The organism is Pseudomonas sp. RU47, assembly GCF_004011755.1.
GTDB lineage: Bacteria > Pseudomonadota > Gammaproteobacteria > Pseudomonadales > Pseudomonadaceae > Aquipseudomonas.
The window spans coordinates 2,728,317-2,744,812 of the sequence record NZ_CP022411.1; the positions used below are offsets into that span (position 1 = coordinate 2,728,317).

A 16,496-nucleotide genomic window follows, 5' to 3' on the forward strand; every position below is an offset into this window, starting at 1 on the left:
GCGACTAAACGCCTCGATCGGCTCCCTCTCCCTCCGGGAGAGGGCTGGGGTGAGGGCAGCTTTATTCAGTGAACGGAATACTCTCGACCACCTCCAGGTCATACCCGGTCAGGCCAGCGTATTTCAGAGGAGGGCCCAGGTGACGCAGCTTGCCAACCCCCAGATTCTGCAGAATCTGCGCCCCAGTCCCGACCTCCGAATAAATCCGCGATTGCGAACGGCTGAACTGCCGCGGCGGCTGGGTCAGTTGCGGCACCCGCTCCAGCAACGCCTGCGACGACTCATGATTGGCCAACACCACAACAACCCCATGTCCCTCAGCCGCAACCCGTTGCAGTGCCGCCCACAGCGTCCAGTTGGTCGGCCCGCTATATTCCGCGCCAACCAGATCCCGCAGCGGATCAATCACATGCACACGCACCAGCGTCGGCTCTTCGCGGCGCAGATCGCCCATGACCATCGCCATGTGCACGCCGCCCTCGATGCGATCCTCAAACGTGATCAAACGGAACGTGCCATGCACCGTCGGCAGCTCGCGTTCGCCAATCCGTTCGATGGTGTGTTCGGTGCTCAGGCGGTAGTGGATCAGATCGGCGATGGTGCCGATCTTGATCCCGTGCTTGCGCGCGAACACTTCCAGATCTGGCCGACGGGCCATGGTGCCGTCGTCGTTCATCACCTCGACAATCACCGAGGCCGGAGTGAAACCGGCCAAACGAGCCAGATCGCAACCCGCTTCTGTGTGGCCCGCGCGAGTCAGCACGCCACCTTCCTTGGCGCGCAACGGGAAGATATGGCCGGGCTGCACCAGATCTACAGCGCGAGCATTTGGCGCGACGGCGGCGGCAACGGTGCAGGCGCGATCCGCTGCCGAGATACCGGTGGTCACGCCAACCGCCGCTTCGATCGACACGGTAAACGCGGTGCTGAACACGCTGCCATTGGCCGGCACCATTTGCTCCAGACCCAAACGCTGGCAATGTTCGTCAGTCAAGGTCAGGCAGATCAACCCGCGCGCTTCACGGGCCATGAAGCTGATCGCTTCGGGTGTGCAACAGTCGGCGGCCAGCAGCAGGTCGCCTTCGTTTTCGCGATCTTCGTCATCGACCAGCAAGACCATTTTGCCGAGACGATAATCTTCGATGATTTCTTCGATGCTGTTGAAGGCCATGCTGGACTCTCAAGGTTCGTTGGAAATATATTGGTATACCATAATACAAAATTAACAAAGAGGTCACTATGAAGGCGTACTGGATTGCTCATGTGGATATAGCCGATGCCGATCACTACAGCCAATACACCCAGCGCGCGCCGGCAGCCTTCGCCGCGTACGGCGCGAAGTTTCTGGCCAGAGGCGGGCGCAGCGAGGCGATGGAAGGACGCAAGACGCCGCAGCGCAGCGTGGTGATCGAGTTTGAAAGCTATGAAAAAGCCGTGGCGTGCTACCACTCGGCGGCGTATCAGGAAGCGAAAAGTTATCGCGAAGAATGGGCGAGGGCGGAGATCATCATCGTTGAAGGCATCGCCCCAGTTTAAGTAACACCACTAAACCCCCGTATTGATCGTTCCCACGCTCCGCGTGGGAATGCAGCCCGGGACGCTCCGCGTCCCTTTCAAAGCCGAACGCGGAGCGTCCGAAGAGGCATTCCCACGCGGAGCGTGGGAACGATCAGACAGAAAGCGAAGCGTTGTCAGCGGATGAAGTGGATCTTGCCGCTGTCGTCATTGCCCATGTAAATCCCGTACACCCCAGCCTGGCGCTCTTCGATATAGCGCTCAAGAATCTGCCGGATCGCCGGGTAATAGATCTGTTCCCACGGAATCTCTTCAGGCGCGAAGAATTTGTAATCCATGGTTTCGGGGCCGTACTGCCCGGTGATCTCCAGTGCGATCGCACGGAAGATGATGTACACCTCGCTGATCTTCGGCACGCTGAAAATCGAGTACGGCGAGACGATTTCCGCGCGTACGCCGCTTTCTTCCCAGACTTCACGCAGCGCGGCTTGCTCAGTGGTCTCGCCGCTTTCCATGAAACCGGCCGGCAGCGTCCAGGTGCCCGGGCGCGGTGGGATCGCGCGTTGGCACAACAGGTATTTGCCGTCCTGCTCGATGATGCAGCCGGCGATGATCTTCGGATTGACGTAGTGGATGTAGCCGCAGCCGCGACACATCAGGCGCTCGTGCGTATCGCCCGCCGGTATCTGCTGACCGAGGTCAGGGCCACCGCATTTCGGGCAATAGCTCGGGCTGAACATATCAGTGACCTATACGGGGTTCTTTCAAGGCGATCGGCAGGGTGATTGGCGGGGTAGCCCCGGTCTCTTCCTGTTTGCGCTTGAGATAGTCGAGCGCCACCGCAGCAGCGGCGCGAACGTGATCAACACAGGCCTGATGCGCCGCCAGCGGGTCGCCGCTTTTGATCGCTTCGACCATTTTTTCCATTTCGTGGTTACTCGCGCCGCGACGGTTTTCCTGGGAAACCGAGGTCGCGCGCAGGTAGCTGATGCGCGCCTGCAACTGACGCAACTGAGTCGCCGCGACATGGTTGCCCGAGCCTTCGAGCAGCACGTCGTAGAAGCCTTGCACCGAGTCGATCACCTGCTGCAACTCGCCATCCTTCAACGCCTTGCGGTTGTCGTCGAGGGCCTTTTCCAGGGCTTTGATGTCCTTGGCCTTGGCACGCAGGGTGAACAACTGCACGATCAAGCCTTCCAGTACACAACGCAATTCGTAGATATCGACGGCATCGGCGAGGGTGATGATCGCTACGCGCGGGCCTTTGGCATCGGCGAACTCGACCAGGCCTTCGGATTCCAGGTGACGCAAGGCCTCGCGCACGGAGGTGCGGCTGACGCCAAGGCGATCGCACAGATCGCGCTCGACCAGACGATCACCGGGCATGAGCTGGAAATTCATGATCGCGCTACGCAGTTTATCCAGCACGATTTCGCGCAGGGTAACGGGGTTGCGATTGACCTTGAAGCTGTCGTCGAGTGGCTGGCGTTTCATGGGGTCCGCTCTTTAAGTTGGCTGTCCATGCCAGACGGGCATCTAAACAGCCGAGGGGTTAACTGAGGCTTCGGCGTCGGCTTCGGCAAAGGCTTCACGGGCCAGCCGGAAACTGTCCACGGCTGCCGGAACGCCGCAATAAATGCCGACCTGAAGCAGAATTTCGCGTATTTGCTCACGACTCAGGCCGTTACGCAAGGCGCCACGCACATGCAGCTTGAGTTCGTGCGGACGGTTGAGCGCCGAGATCATCGCCAGGTTGATCATGCTGCGCTCCTTGAGCGACAACCCCTCGCGCCCCCAGACATGGCCCCAGCAGTATTCGGTGACCATTTCCTGCAGCGGGCGGGTGAAGTCGTCGGCGTTGTCGATTGAACGCTGCACATAGGCTTCGCCGAGCACCTGAGTGCGGATTTTCAGGCCTTTTTCGTACTTTTCGTTACTCATCATTCCTCCAATCCACAGGTGTCCCCTGTGGGAGCGAGCCTGCTCGCGAAGGCGTCGTGTCAGTCGATACAAATGTTGAATGATCGACCGCTTTCGCGAGCAGGCTCGCTCCCACATTGGCAATCGTGTCTGGCTGTCAGGCCAGGGTTGGCAATGGGCCGAGCTTGCCTTTGTGGTAGATCATCGGTGTCACCGGTTGCGCCGGCAGGATCAGGTTCTTCACCGCGCCAACGATGATCGCGTGATCGCCGCCATCGTATTCCCGCCACAACTCGCACTCGATGATCGCCGTGGCCTTGGCCAGAATCGGGTTACCCAATTCGCTTAAATGCCACTCGATGTCTTTGGCCTTGTCCTTGCCTTTACCGGCAAACGCATAGGCCTCAACCGTCTGGTCAGCGGACAGCAAATGGATCGCGAATTTCTTGCTGTCACGCAGCACCGGGTAGGTGTCGGAAGCATAGTTGGGGCAGAACAGCACCAGCGCCGGGTCAATCGACAGCGCACTGAAGGCACTGGCGGTGATGCCGACGATCCCGCCTTCGGGGTCAACGGTGGTGACCACCGTGACGCCGGACGGGAACGAGCTCATGACGTCTTTGTAAATGCCGGGTTCGATCATTTCGCAGGACTCCTAGCGCATCACAAACGGATCAGGCATTGGCGCCTGAGACAGGTTGATCCACACCGTTTTCAGTTCGGTGTAGGCCAGCACCGAATCGATGCCGCTTTCGCGTCCATAGCCACTGTTCTTGAAACCGCCGATCGGCGCCATCGCTGACACCGCGCGGTAAGTGTTGACCCAGATGATCCCGGAGCGAACATCGCGAGCGAGGCGGTGAGCACGACCCAGGTCGCGGGTCCAGATGCCCGCCGCAAGGCCGAATTGCGAGTCGTTGGCGATGGCCAGCGCCTCGGCCTCATCTTTGAAGCGAATCACCGACGCCACCGGGCCGAAGACTTCTTCCTGCATGATCTTCATCGAATTGCGGTCGCATTCGAACAGCGTCGGCTCGTAGAACCAGCCTTCGCCGAGACCGGTTGGGCGTTTGCCGCCGGTACGCAAACGCGCGCCTTCAGCGATGGCATCAGCGACCAGACCTTCGACCACCGACAGTTGCTGCGCGGTGGCCATCGGGCCCATTTCACTGTTGTCTTCCTGCGGATTACCGATGCGAATGCGCTGGGCGCGTTCGACCAGTCGATTGACGAACTCGTCGTAGATTTCGTCCTGCACCAACAGCCGTGAACCCGACACGCAACTCTGCCCGGACGCGGCATAGATCCCGGCGATCGCGCCGTTGATCGCGCTGTCCAGATCGGCGTCGGCGAAGATGATGTTCGGCGACTTGCCGCCCAGTTCCAGCGACAACTTGGCGAAGTTTTCGGCGCTGCTGCGTACCACATGCCGTGCCGTCGCCGCACCGCCAGTGAAGGCGATCTTGCGGATCAGCGGATGGCGGGTGAGGGCGGCGCCAGTGCTTGGGCCGTAACCGGTGACGACGTTGACCACGCCCGGCGGGATCCCGGCTTCGAGGGCCAGACGCGCCAGTTCAAGAATCGTTGCGGAAGCGTGCTCGGACGGCTTGATCACAATCGTGTTGCCGGCGGCGAGGGCCGGGGCGAGTTTGATCGCGGTCAGGTACAGCGGGCTGTTCCACGGAATGATCGCCGCGACTACGCCCATCGCCTCGTGCACGGTGTAGGCGAACAGATCCGGCTTGTCCAGCGGCAGGGTGCCGCCTTCGAGCTTGTCGGCTAGGCCTGCGGTGTAGTGGAAGAACTCCGGCAGATAACTGACCTGGCCACGGGTTTCGCGGATCAGCTTGCCGTTGTCGCGGCTTTCCAGCTGCGCCAGTTGTTCCTTGTTTTCCGCGATCAAGTCACCGAGACGACGCAGCAATTTGCCGCGCGCGGTGGCAGTCAGACCACGCCATGCCGGGCTGTCGAAAGCGCTCTGCGCGGACTGCACGGCGCGTTCGACATCGGCTTCGTCAGCGTCGGGTAGTTGCGCCCAGGCTTGTGCCGTGGCCGGGTTGAGGCTTTCGAAGGTCTTGCCGGAGAGGGCGTCTACCCATTCTCCGCCGATGCACATCTGGAAGCGTGCGAGTGTCATGCAACGATCCCCTTTATAGGGTTTTGTCGGGAGTGTGCGAATTGGAGAAATTCCAGCAGCGTCTGATTGACCAGACGCGGCGACTCTACGGGCATCATATGCCGTTGCTCGGGCAGCACAGCAACCTTCGCACCGGGGATGCGCCGGGCCAGTTGCTCGGCCATTTCCGGGGTTGAACCGGGGTCGAGTTCACCGGTGGCGATCAGCGTCGGCGCCTGAATGCTGCCCAGGTCGTCGGCGCGGTACATGTCTTGGGTGGCGAACAATTCATAAGTGGTCAGGTAACCCTGCGGATCATTATTGGCTAGGGTCTGGCGCAATGCGGCGATCTGCGCCGGATTGGCCGCCTGATATTCGCGACTGAACCAGCGTGACAACGCCGCTTCGGCATTGGCGTCCGGGCCATGTTCGGCGGCTTGCGCGGTGCGCGCGATGACGCCGGCACGCTGTTCTTCACTGCGGTTGAACACGCTGTTCAACACCACCAGGCTTTGCAGGCGCTCCGGGTAATGCAGGGCAAAGGCCCGCGCGACCAGACCGCCCATGGAGAAACCGATCACCGCTGCCTGCGGCAGATTGAGGTGATCGAGCAACTCCAGCAACTGATCGGCGTAGCCGAGCAGGGCGGTGCCGCTGGCCGGTCGCGGGCTGGCGCCATGACCGAGCATGTCGTAGGCGATCACCCGGTACTGGCTGGACAGGCCGACAATCTGCCCGCCCCACATTTCTTTGTTCAGGCCCACGCCGTGGATCAAAACCACGGGCTGGCCTTGGCCGGTCGCCAGGTAACTGGTGCCAGCCGGGGTGAGTTCAGCGGTGAGCCGAATCATGGAGCGCTCCTGCAGTGCCTTTTTATTGTGATTACTGGGCTTTTTCGGCGGCCAGTTCTTCCAGATCGATGTAGCGGTTGCCGATGCGCGGGTGCAGGCGACCACCGTCGGCGCAACCCAGCACCACAACGATTTCGTCGGCACGCGGCGCGTCTTCGATCTGCATTTCCAGAGTGATGTAGTGCGAACGCTGGCCTTCGTCGTCCTTGTGCATCATCGGGATCTGAATCGAGGTGCCCGGACCGCCGCGCTTGTTGGTGAAGCTCAGGTAGCTCTTGGCGTTGACGGCTTCGCGGTAGTGGTTGCCGAAACGCAGGGTGTGGATCACGGCGGAGGCGTGTTCGATCTCGCCATCGGCACCGACCACGGCGGCTTTGCCGTAGGCCTCGATTTTTTCCGCGCCGCCGATGATGCCGACCAGACGCTCGACCATCAGTGCACCGAGGTCGGAGCAGTTGGCGCGGATCTGCGGCTTGAGGTCTTCAACGAAACCGTTGCCCACCCAAGGGTTTTTCATCACCACGGCGAGGCCGACCATGGTCACTGGCTTGTCAGTGGCTTTGCCGCCTTCGATAAAGGTTTCTTCGACATAGCTGACGATCTTGCGAATTTCGAAACTCATGAGCTGCTCCGTAGGGGGATTGAGAGTGTCTGTGCGTCTGATGGTATACCATAATACCAATCGTGCAAGTCCCCCGCGCAAGAATTGCGTCATACATCCGGCGAATGGCGCCGCATTCACTGACAACCACAAATACCAAGACCCCCCCTAACCCCTGTGGGAGCGAGCCTGCTCGCGAAAGCGGTGGGTCAGCCAATAAACTGGGTGACTGGTGCACCGCATTCGCGAGCAGGCTCGCTCCCACAATGGAAATCAGCGTCGGTAGAGGGCCGCTTTCGGTTAACAAAAGATAACGTGGCGCCGATTGTCAGACGTTTCGAAAGCCCGATAGGATGAGCCAGCTTCCGAAGTGGCTCTGGATTGCGGGTTTCAGGACTATGCTCCTGAGCAGCCATCAGCGGAGCACACTTGCGGCGCCCTTGAAGGCCAGATGGCCTAACAATAATAAATAGGGGAAGGTCTATGAGTCGTTGCCGCCCGCCGGCGTTACGCAACACCGCGTTGCTGGCCACAGCACTCTCTCTGCTGGGCTTTGCCACGTTGTCGGCACCTGTGATTGCCGCCGAGGCCCCGGCCGATGTGGTCTATGCCACCGAATCCGCCAAAGCCGCGAAAAGCCTGATTCTCGACGTCGTCCACGCCGGTGCGCGACTGGTCGCGGTCGGCGATCGCGGGCACATCCTTTATTCCGATGACCAGGGCAAAACCTGGAAACAGGCCAAGGTGCCGAGCCGGCAACTGCTGACGGCTGTGTATTTTGTCGACGACAAGCACGGCTGGGCGGTCGGTCACGACGCACAAATCCTCGCCAGCGCAGACGGCGGTCTGACCTGGACCAAACAATTCGAAGACCTCAAACGTGAATCGCCGCTGCTCGACGTCTGGTTCAAGGACGTCAACAGCGGTCTCGCCGTGGGCGCGTACGGCGCGTTGATGGAAACCACCGACGGCGGTAAAAACTGGCAAGACGTCAGCGACCGCCTCGACAACGAAGACCAGTTCCACCTCAACGCCATCGCGGCGGTGAAGGATGCCGGGCTGTTCATCGTCGGCGAGTCGGGCAGCATGTTTCGCTCCGCCGACGACGGCCAGACCTGGGAAAAACTCGAAGGCCCGTACGAAGGTTCGCTGTTCGGTGTGATCGGCACGGCGCAGCCGCAGACCCTGCTGGCGTACGGCTTGCGCGGCAATCTTTATCGCTCCACGGATTTCGGCAGCACCTGGGAGCAGGTCGAACTGAAAGCTGCACGTGGGGCGCTGGAGTTCGGCCTGTCAGGTGCGACCCTTCTTGAGGACGGCTCGATCGTGATCGTCGGTAACGGCGGCTCGGTGATCAGCAGCAGCGACAACGGCGAGACCTTCAGTGTGTTCAACCGTCCGGACCGCATTTCGCTGTCATCGGTCACTGCGGCCGGCGACGGCAACCTGATTCTGAGCGGGCAGGGCGGCGTTCACACCACACTGCCTAACGGTGCCGAGATCAATAACAAGAAGGCGGGGCTATGACTTCCTTGATCACTCCTCAGCAGGACAAGGCGACGTTTCTTGAACGCCTGATCTTCAACAACCGCCCGGCAGTAATCCTGATCTGTCTGGTGGTGAGCATTTTCCTGTTCTGGCAGGCCACGCTGATCCGGCCTTCCACCAGTTTCGAAAAAATGATCCCGCTCCAGCATCCGTTCATCGAGAAGATGATGGAGCACCGCAACGATCTGGCGAACCTGGGCAACACCGTGCGTATTTCGGTGGAAGCCAAGGACGGCGACATCTTCTCCAAGGAGTACATGGAGACCCTGCGCCAGATCAACGACGAGGTGTTCTACATCTCCGGCGTCGACCGTTCCGGCCTGAAGTCGCTGTGGAGTCCGAGCGTGCGCTGGACCGAAGTGACCGAAGAGGGTTTTGCCGGCGGTGAAGTGATCCCGCAGAGCTACAACGGCTCGCAGGACAGCCTCGATCTACTGCGCAACAACGTGCTCAAGTCCGGCCAGGTCGGGCGTCTGGTGGCCAACGACTTCAAGTCGAGCATCGTCGACATCCCGCTGCTGGAGTCCTACCCGGATCCGGAAGACCAGGGCAAGTTGCTCGCGCTGGACTATCGCAAGTTCTCCCATGAACTCGAAGACAAGATCCGCAACAAGTTCGAAGCGCAGAACCCCAACGTCAAGATCCACATCGTCGGTTTCGCCAAGAAGGTCGGCGACCTGATCGATGGTCTGGTGATGGTCGTGTTGTTCTTCGGCATCGCCTTCGTCATCACCCTGATCCTGCTGCTGTGGTTCACCAACTGCGTGCGCAGCACCATTGCGGTGTTGAGCACGACGCTGGTAGCGGTGGTCTGGCAACTCGGTTTGATGCACTTCTTCGGCTTCGGACTTGATCCGTATTCGATGCTGGTGCCATTCCTGATATTCGCCATCGGCATTTCCCACGGCGTGCAGAAGATCAACGGTATCGCCCTGCAATCCAGCGAGGCCGACAACGCCCTGACCGCAGCGCGGCGTACCTTCCGGCAACTGTTCCTGCCGGGGATGATCGCGATTCTGGCGGATGCGGTGGGTTTCATCACGCTGCTGATCATCGACATCGGCGTGATCCGTGAACTGGCGATTGGCGCGTCGATCGGCGTGGCAGTGATCGTGTTCACCAACCTGATTCTGCTGCCGGTGGCGATTTCCTATGTCGGCATCAGCAAGCGCGCGATTGCCCGGAGCAAGAAGGACGCCAACCGCGAGCATCCGTTCTGGCGCCTGCTGTCGAACTTCGCCAACCCGAAAGTCGCCCGCATCTCGGTGCTGCTGGCATTGATCGCCTTCGGTGGCGGCCTCTGGTACAGCCAGAACCTGAAAATCGGCGACCTCGACCAGGGCGCACCGGAACTGCGTCCGGACTCGCGCTACAACAAGGACAACAACTTCATCATCAGCAATTACTCCACCAGCTCTGACGTATTGGTGGTGATGGTCAAGACCAAGGCCGAAGGTTGTTCGCGTTATGAAGCCATGGCGCCGATCGACGAGTTGATGTGGAAGATGCAGAACACCGAGGGCGTGCAGTCGGCGATCTCGCTGGTGACCGTGTCCAAGCAGATGATCAAGGGCATGAACGAGGGCAACCTGAAATGGGAAACCCTGTCGCGCAACCCGGACGTGCTGAACAACTCGATTGCCCGCGCCGACGGTCTGTACAACAACAGTTGCTCGCTGGCGCCGGTGCTGGTGTTCCTCAACGATCACAAGGCTGAAACCCTTGATCGTGCGGTGCACGCGGTGCAGGAATTCGCCAAGGACAACAACAAGGACGGCCTGGAATTCATCCTCGCGGCCGGTAACGCCGGGATCGAAGCGGCTACCAACGAAGTCATCAAGCAGGCTGAGCTGACCATCCTGATTCTGGTGTACATCTGCGTGGCGGTGATGTGCATGATCACCTTCCGTTCGTGGGCGGCGACCCTGTGCATCGTCCTGCCGCTGGTGCTGACCTCGGTACTCGGCAACGCGCTGATGGCGTTCATGGGCATCGGCGTGAAGGTTGCGACCTTGCCGGTGGTGGCGTTGGGTGTGGGGATTGGTGTCGACTACGGCATCTACATCTACAGCCGTCTGGAAAGTTTCCTGCGTGCCGGGTTGCCGTTGCAGGAAGCCTATTACCAGACGCTGAAATCCACCGGTAAAGCGGTGCTGTTCACCGGCCTGTGCCTGGCAATTGGTGTGTGCACCTGGATCTTCTCGGCGATCAAGTTCCAGGCCGACATGGGCCTGATGCTGACCTTCATGCTGCTGTGGAACATGTTCGGTGCGCTGTGGCTGCTGCCGGCACTGGCGAAGTTCCTGATCAAGCCGGAGAAACTGGCGGGGCAGAAGGGGAACTCGTTGTTTGCCCACTGATCTGAAGGGCTGAAAAGACAAAGCCGCAACCTTAGGGGTGCGGCTTTTTTTGTGTTTTAAGATCAAGAGCCCCTCACCCTAACCCTCTCCCGGAGGGAGAGGGGACTGACCGAGGTGTGCGGCTTGATCCATCGACCTGAGATACCGAGTCGATTATGGATTCACAGCAAATCGTTCAAGTCGGCGTAAATCTCGAATATTCCCCAATCGGTCCCCTCTACCTCTGGGAGAGGGCTAGGGGGAGGGCAGAGGATCTCAAGCGTTAAGTGAGTTCAGCGCCAAGCACAACACTCAACGCACTACGCGCATCATCCAGCTGCACCAACGTCGCATGCCGAGCACCCAGGGCATCACGATTTTCAATGGCGGTCAAAATCGCCTTATGCCGTGGCAACGCCAATTCATGCAGATTCGGCCGCTGATTCGAATGCTTCAATGCCTCGGCAATCGCCACCGACAACATGTTGCACAGGTTCGCCAGCAAATCATTGTGCGTCGCATCGGCAATCCGGCTGTGGAAGTCCAGATCCGGCTGCAACAACGCTTCCGGCGTCGGCGCGGCTTCCATGCGCTGGTAAGCCTCACCGATCCCGGCAATTTCGGCATCGGTGGCATGCTGGGCGGCGAGGGCAGCAGCGGCCGGTTCGATAATGCTGCGCACACTGGTCAGCACATTGAAGAATTCATTCTGCGGGCTGCTTTGCATCAGCCAGTGCAGAACGTCCGGGTCGAGCATGTGCCATTCGCGGCGGGCCTTGACCACCGTGCCGACGCGTGGCTTCGAATACACCAGACCCTTGGCTACCAGTACTCGCGTGGCTTCGCGCAACACTGGCCGGCTGACCGCGTACTCCTCGCACAGCAGGGCTTCGGCGGGCAGTTTGTCGTCGGGCTTGAAGCGTCCGGAGACGATCTGCATGCCCAGTTCCTGGACGATGCGCGAGTGCATGCTTTTGCGGTCGGAGGGTTTGCGGTAATCCATGGGGAGTGGCGCGATCCTGAGCGATGGAGATGCCGCGCATCATAGCAGGCACCAGACAATCTTGAGGCGGGTAATGATCGTTCCCACGCTCTGCGTGGGAATGCTGCCCGGGACGCTCTGCGTCCCATTTCAGAGCTGGAACGCGGAGCGTCCCTTGAGGCATTCCCACGCGGAGCATGGGAACGATCGGTGGAGAAGGTCAGTGAGAGTGGCGGGGGACTTCCGCGCCTCGGCAACCGACCAGGAAGTCAAAGTCACAACCCTGATCCGCCTGCAGCACATGGTCGATGTACAGCTGACGATAACCGCCCACCAGCAACTGCTGCGGCGGCTGCAGATCCGCCATGCGTGCCGCCAGTTCGGCGTCCGAAATGTCCAGGTGCAAGCGTCCGGTGGCGCAGTCCAGCTCGATCCAGTCGCCTTCTTTCACCGTCGCCAAAGGCCCGCCAGCCGCGGCTTCCGGCGCCACGTGCAAAACCACCGTGCCGTACGCCGTGCCGCTCATCCGCGCATCAGAAATGCGCACCATGTCGGTCACGCCCTGCGCCAACAGTTTGGCCGGCAAGCCCATGTTGCCGACTTCAGCCATGCCCGGATAACCCTTCGGCCCGCAGTTCTTCATCACCAGAATCGAATCTTTATCGACATCCAGCTCCGGATCATTGATCCGCGCCTTGTACATATCGAAGTTTTCAAACACCACCGCACGACCGCGATGCTGCATCAGTTCCGGCGTTGCAGCGGAAGGCTTGAGCACCGCACCGAGTGGCGCCAGGTTGCCACGCAGCACACAGATGCCACCGTCAGCACGGATCGGATTGTCGAGCGTGCGGATCACCTCGTCTTCGCCATAGATCGGCGCGTCCTTGGTGTTCTCGCCGATCGACTTGCCGTTGACGGTCAACGCATTCGGGTTAGGAATCAGATTGGCCTCACCGAGACGACGCAACACCGCTGGCAAACCACCGGCGTAATAGAACTCTTCCATCAGGAAGCGCCCCGACGGTTGCAGGTCGACGATGGTCGGCATGCCGCGCCCGATACGGGTCCAGTCGTCCAGATCCAGCTCGACGCCAATGCGCCCGGCGATGGCTTTCAAGTGAATCACCGCGTTGGTCGAGCCGCCGATCGCGGCGTTGACCCGGATGGCGTTTTCGAAAGCTTCCTTGGTCAGAATCTTCGACAGTTTCAAATCTTCGCGAACCATCTCCACCGCCCGCATGCCGGACATGTGCGCCAGCACATAACGCCGCGCATCCACGGCCGGAATCGCCGCGTTGTGCGGCAGCGAAGTGCCGAGTGCTTCAGCCATGCAGGCCATCGTCGACGCCGTGCCCATGGTGTTGCAGGTGCCCGCCGAGCGCGACATGCCGCCCTCGGCTGCAAGGAAATCGTCGATGGTGATGGTGCCAGCCTTGACCTGTTCGCTGAGCTGCCAGACCACCGTGCCGGAACCAATGTCCTTGCCCTTGTGCTTGCCGTTCAACATCGGCCCGCCGGTGACAACAATCGCCGGCACGTCGCAACTCGCCGCGCCCATCAGCAGCGCCGGGGTGGTTTTGTCGCAACCGGTCAGCAGCACCACGCCGTCGATCGGGTTGCCGCGAATCGCTTCCTCAACGTCCATGCTCGCCAGGTTACGGGTGAGCATGGCGGTCGGGCGCAGGTTCGATTCGCCGTTGGAGAACACCGGGAATTCCACTGGGAAGCCACCGGCCTCGATCACCCCGCGTTTGACGTGCTCCGCGATCTGGCGGAAGTGCGCGTTGCACGGGGTCAATTCCGACCAGGTATTGCAGATGCCGATGATCGGCTTGCCATGGAACTGGTGGTCGGCGATGCCCTGATTCTTCATCCAGCTGCGGTACATGAAGCCGTTCTTGTCGGCCGTGCCAAACCATTGGGCGGAGCGCAGGGTGGGTTTCTTATCAGACATGATCGATTCTCTTATTGTATGACTATAGTGTTCCAACTACGGCTTAATCTAAGCGCAAAATCCTAGGTTTGGAAGTGTTGTTGGTGAATTAGTATTACTATATAGTCGTTTTCGACGGAGGGATGGCCCTGACGGTTTTGCGTGAGAGGCGTCCCCCGAGGTTCTATAAAAACAACAATCGGAGACCGATCTCATGAGCCAGGAACTGCGGCTGATACGGCGCATTACGCTGAAACTGATTCCCTTCCTGATCCTGCTGTACCTGATCGCCTATGTGGATCGCTCCGCCGTCGGCTTCGCCAAGCTGCACATGGGCGCCGACATTGGCATTGGCGATGCGGCTTACGGCCTCGGCGCCGGGCTGTTCTTCATTGGCTACTTCCTCTTCGAAATTCCCAGCAACCTGATGCTCGAACGCTTCGGCGCACGACGCTGGTTCGCGCGGATCATGATCACTTGGGGCGCCATCACTATCGGCATGGCCTTCGTTCAGGGGCCGCATAGTTTCTACGTGATGCGCTTCCTGCTTGGCGCGGCCGAGGCGGGGTTCTTCCCCGGCGTTCTCTACTACATCACTCAATGGTTCCCGGTGCGCCATCGCGGCAAGATCCTCGGGCTGTTCATCCTCTCGCAACCGATCGCAATGATGATCACCGGCCCGGTGTCTGGTGGTTTGCTTGGCATGGACGGCGTCCTTGGCCTGCATGGCTGGCAGTGGTTGTTCATCGTCATCGGTACTCCGGCGATCCTGCTCACCTGGCCGGTGTTGCGCTGGTTGCCGGATGGTCCGCAGCAAGTGAAGTGGATGGATCAGGCGGAAAAGGACTGGCTGACCGGCGAGCTGAAAAAGGATTTGCAGGAATACGGCCAGACTCGCCACGGCAACCCGCTGCATGCGCTGAAAGACAAACGTGTGTTGTTGCTGGCGCTGTTCTATCTGCCGGTGACGTTGAGCATTTATGGCTTGGGTTTGTGGTTGCCGACATTGATCAAACAGTTCGGTGGCAGCGATCTGGTCACCGGTTTCGTCTCGTCGGTGCCGTACATCTTCGGCATCATCGGATTGCTGATCGTGCCGCGCAGTTCCGATCGCTTGAATGATCGTTACGGCCATCTCGCCGTCCTTTATGTGCTGGGCGCGATTGGCTTGTTCATGAGTGCGTGGCTGTCGTTGCCGGTGGCCCAGTTGGCGGCGCTGTGTCTGGTGGCGTTTGCGCTGTTTTCCTGCACGGCGGTGTTCTGGACCTTGCCGGGACGGTTCTTTGCCGGCGCGAGTGCAGCGGCGGGGATTGCGCTGATCAATTCGGTGGGGAATCTGGGCGGGTACATCGGGCCGTTTGTGATTGGGGCGTTGAAGGAATACACCGGGAATCTTGCGTCTGGCCTGTATTTCCTGTCGGGCGTGATGGTGTTCGGTTTGATCCTGACCGGCGTTGTCTACCGCGTACTTGAGCGCAAACACGTCCTGCCGGTTGACCAATTTGCTGCCAGCGCCCGTGGCGCCACCCGCACCTGAATTTTTAAAGCAACGCAAATCCCTTGTGGGAGCGAGCCTGCTCGCGAAGAGGCCGGCACATTCAACATTTGAGGTGACTGACACACCGCTTTCGCGAGCAGGCTCGCTCCCACAGGGGATAGCGGTGTTTTTGAGAGAATAGGAGAAGAACATGCATCTGGTTCAATTCGAATTAAGCAACCGCGAACGCCGCGTCGGCGTGGTCGACAACGGTCTGGTGCGCGAAGTCCAGGACGCCCGCAGCGTGCGCGATCTGGCACTGGCCGCCATCGAAGCCGGCAACACCCTTGAGCAGCAAGTGCAAACCCTCGGACTCGGCATCAGCCACGACTACGCCGAGTTGCTGTCCCAGTTGCGCATCCTGCCGCCACTCGACCACCCGGACCCGGCGCACATGCTGATCAGCGGCACCGGCCTGACGCATCTGGGCAGCGCCTCGGCGCGGGACAAAATGCACCAGCAGGCCGGCGATGAAGCGACGATGACCGACACCATGCGCATCTTCAAATGGGGCGTGGAGGGCGGCAAACCGGCGGCGGGGCAGGCTGGCGTACAACCTGAATGGTTTTACAAAGGCGACGGCAGCATCGTCGTCCGCCCGGGCCAACCCTTCCCGGTACCGCCATTTGCCGAAGACGCCGGTGAAGAGCCGGAAATGGCCGGCCTGTACATCATCGGCAACGACGGCAAGCCTTATCGCCTGGGTTTTGCGGTCGGCAACGAGTTCTCCGATCACATCATGGAGCGCAAGAATTACCTGTACCTCGCGCACTCGAAATTGCGCAGTTGCAGTTACGGCCCGGAACTTCGCACCGGTGAACTGCCTCAACATCTGGCAGGCACCAGTCGCATTCTGCGTGACGGCGAAGTGCTCTGGCAGAACGAATTTCTCAGCGGTGAAGCGAACATGTGCCACAGCCTCGCCAACCTCGAATACCACCACTTCAAGTACAGCCAGTTCCTGCGTCCCGGCGACGTGCACATTCATTTCTTCGGCACTGCGACCCTGTCGTTCGCCGATGGCATCCGCACCCAGCCGGGCGACGTCTTCGAAATCAGCCAGGCCGAATTCGGCGCGCCGCTGGTCAATGGCATCGTTCCGGTTCCAGCGGCTTTTGTACCGGACAGCATCGGCACCCTTTAAGGAGATC

At 60.2% G+C, this 16,496-nt stretch carries 15 protein-coding genes; 5 read left to right on the plus strand and 10 right to left on the minus strand.

Annotated elements, in window-relative coordinates:
- Positions 1–61: 61 nt before the first annotated feature.
- Positions 62–1,171, minus strand: a complete 1,110-nt coding sequence (ribBA, locus tag CCX46_RS12505) for a bifunctional 3,4-dihydroxy-2-butanone-4-phosphate synthase/GTP cyclohydrolase II (protein WP_127926900.1) — start codon at positions 1,169–1,171, stop codon at positions 62–64.
- Positions 1,172–1,239: 68 nt separating this feature from the next.
- Between ribBA and CCX46_RS12510 the strand changes: the two genes are divergently transcribed.
- Positions 1,240–1,536, plus strand: a complete 297-nt coding sequence (locus tag CCX46_RS12510) for a DUF1330 domain-containing protein (RefSeq protein WP_127926901.1) — start codon at positions 1,240–1,242, stop codon at positions 1,534–1,536.
- Between the two features lie 155 nt (positions 1,537–1,691).
- On the opposite strand, the gene CCX46_RS12515 is transcribed toward CCX46_RS12510, so the two are convergent.
- The 7 genes from CCX46_RS12515 to CCX46_RS12550 all read right to left on the minus strand — a co-directional run bounded on the left by CCX46_RS12515 (position 1,692) and on the right by CCX46_RS12550 (position 7,024).
- Positions 1,692–2,255 (minus strand): NUDIX hydrolase, encoded by a 564-nt coding sequence (locus CCX46_RS12515; protein ID WP_095122921.1) that lies wholly within the window; start codon positions 2,253–2,255, stop codon positions 1,692–1,694.
- Between the two features lies 1 nt (position 2,256).
- Positions 2,257–3,009 (minus strand): GntR family transcriptional regulator, encoded by a 753-nt coding sequence (locus CCX46_RS12520; protein WP_099758791.1) that lies wholly within the window; start codon positions 3,007–3,009, stop codon positions 2,257–2,259.
- Between the two features lie 42 nt (positions 3,010–3,051).
- Positions 3,052–3,456, minus strand: coding sequence for a carboxymuconolactone decarboxylase family protein (locus CCX46_RS12525; protein ID WP_016984498.1), 405 nt, complete (start codon positions 3,454–3,456; stop codon positions 3,052–3,054).
- 136 nt (positions 3,457–3,592) lie between these two features.
- Positions 3,593–4,078 (minus strand): flavin reductase family protein, encoded by a 486-nt coding sequence (locus tag CCX46_RS12535; protein ID WP_127926903.1) that lies wholly within the window; start codon positions 4,076–4,078, stop codon positions 3,593–3,595.
- Positions 4,079–4,090: 12 nt separating this feature from the next.
- Positions 4,091–5,572, minus strand: coding sequence for an aldehyde dehydrogenase (locus CCX46_RS12540; protein WP_127926904.1), 1,482 nt, complete (start codon positions 5,570–5,572; stop codon positions 4,091–4,093).
- Complete coding sequence (locus tag CCX46_RS12545; RefSeq protein ID WP_127926905.1) at positions 5,569–6,402, minus strand: alpha/beta fold hydrolase; 834 nt, start codon at positions 6,400–6,402, stop codon at positions 5,569–5,571. Before CCX46_RS12545 ends, CCX46_RS12540 begins: the two co-directional genes overlap by 4 nt.
- Positions 6,403–6,433: 31 nt before the next feature.
- On the minus strand, positions 6,434–7,024 hold the full coding sequence (locus tag CCX46_RS12550; RefSeq protein WP_007917992.1) for an amino acid synthesis family protein: 591 nt from the start codon (positions 7,022–7,024) through the stop codon (positions 6,434–6,436).
- A 462-nt stretch (positions 7,025–7,486) separates the two neighbouring features.
- Between CCX46_RS12550 and CCX46_RS12560 the strand changes: the two genes are divergently transcribed.
- Both CCX46_RS12560 and CCX46_RS12565 read left to right on the plus strand, forming a co-directional pair.
- Positions 7,487–8,530: a WD40/YVTN/BNR-like repeat-containing protein gene (locus tag CCX46_RS12560; protein WP_127926907.1), complete on the plus strand. Its 1,044-nt coding sequence runs from the start codon at positions 7,487–7,489 to the stop codon at positions 8,528–8,530.
- Entirely contained in the window at positions 8,527–10,911 is a 2,385-nt protein-coding gene (locus CCX46_RS12565) for an efflux RND transporter permease subunit (RefSeq protein ID WP_127926908.1), read from the plus strand. The genes CCX46_RS12560 and CCX46_RS12565 overlap by 4 nt, the downstream gene beginning before the upstream one ends.
- Positions 10,912–11,173: 262 nt before the next feature.
- On the opposite strand, the gene CCX46_RS12570 is transcribed toward CCX46_RS12565, so the two are convergent.
- Complete coding sequence (locus tag CCX46_RS12570) at positions 11,174–11,893, minus strand: FadR/GntR family transcriptional regulator (protein WP_122600168.1); 720 nt, start codon at positions 11,891–11,893, stop codon at positions 11,174–11,176.
- 199 nt (positions 11,894–12,092) lie between these two features.
- A complete protein-coding gene (locus CCX46_RS12575; protein ID WP_077573250.1) occupies positions 12,093–13,829 on the minus strand; it encodes an IlvD/Edd family dehydratase in 1,737 nt (578 codons plus the stop codon).
- A gap of 193 nt (positions 13,830–14,022) precedes the next feature.
- Between CCX46_RS12575 and CCX46_RS12580 the strand changes: the two genes are divergently transcribed.
- A complete protein-coding gene (locus CCX46_RS12580; protein WP_127926910.1) occupies positions 14,023–15,345 on the plus strand; it encodes an MFS transporter in 1,323 nt (440 codons plus the stop codon).
- Between the two features lie 151 nt (positions 15,346–15,496).
- The gene (gene araD1 / locus CCX46_RS12590; RefSeq protein ID WP_127926914.1) at positions 15,497–16,489 is read left to right on the plus strand and encodes an AraD1 family protein; all 993 of its coding nucleotides are present in this window, start codon (positions 15,497–15,499) and stop codon (positions 16,487–16,489) included.
- The last annotated feature ends 7 nt before the right edge of the window (positions 16,490–16,496 follow it).

Coding starts and splice junctions, on each gene's coding strand:
- CCX46_RS12560 (WP_127926907.1), top strand. CDS start 7,487: ATGAGTCGTTGCCGCCCGCCGGCGTTACGCAACACCGCGTTGCTGGCC.
- CCX46_RS12570 (WP_122600168.1), bottom strand. CDS start 11,893: ATGGATTACCGCAAACCCTCCGACCGCAAAAGCATGCACTCGCGCATC.
- CCX46_RS12525 (WP_016984498.1), bottom strand. CDS start 3,456: ATGAGTAACGAAAAGTACGAAAAAGGCCTGAAAATCCGCACTCAGGTG.
- CCX46_RS12540 (WP_127926904.1), bottom strand. CDS start 5,572: ATGACACTCGCACGCTTCCAGATGTGCATCGGCGGAGAATGGGTAGAC.
- CCX46_RS12550 (WP_007917992.1), bottom strand. CDS start 7,024: ATGAGTTTCGAAATTCGCAAGATCGTCAGCTATGTCGAAGAAACCTTT.
- CCX46_RS12510 (WP_127926901.1), top strand. CDS start 1,240: ATGAAGGCGTACTGGATTGCTCATGTGGATATAGCCGATGCCGATCAC.
- CCX46_RS12520 (WP_099758791.1), bottom strand. CDS start 3,009: ATGAAACGCCAGCCACTCGACGACAGCTTCAAGGTCAATCGCAACCCC.
- CCX46_RS12565 (WP_127926908.1), top strand. CDS start 8,527: ATGACTTCCTTGATCACTCCTCAGCAGGACAAGGCGACGTTTCTTGAA.
- CCX46_RS12515 (WP_095122921.1), bottom strand. CDS start 2,255: ATGTTCAGCCCGAGCTATTGCCCGAAATGCGGTGGCCCTGACCTCGGT.
- CCX46_RS12545 (WP_127926905.1), bottom strand. CDS start 6,402: ATGATTCGGCTCACCGCTGAACTCACCCCGGCTGGCACCAGTTACCTG.
- CCX46_RS12575 (WP_077573250.1), bottom strand. CDS start 13,829: ATGTCTGATAAGAAACCCACCCTGCGCTCCGCCCAATGGTTTGGCACG.
- araD1 (WP_127926914.1), top strand. CDS start 15,497: ATGCATCTGGTTCAATTCGAATTAAGCAACCGCGAACGCCGCGTCGGC.
- CCX46_RS12580 (WP_127926910.1), top strand. CDS start 14,023: ATGAGCCAGGAACTGCGGCTGATACGGCGCATTACGCTGAAACTGATT.
- CCX46_RS12535 (WP_127926903.1), bottom strand. CDS start 4,078: ATGATCGAACCCGGCATTTACAAAGACGTCATGAGCTCGTTCCCGTCC.
- ribBA (WP_127926900.1), bottom strand. CDS start 1,171: ATGGCCTTCAACAGCATCGAAGAAATCATCGAAGATTATCGTCTCGGC.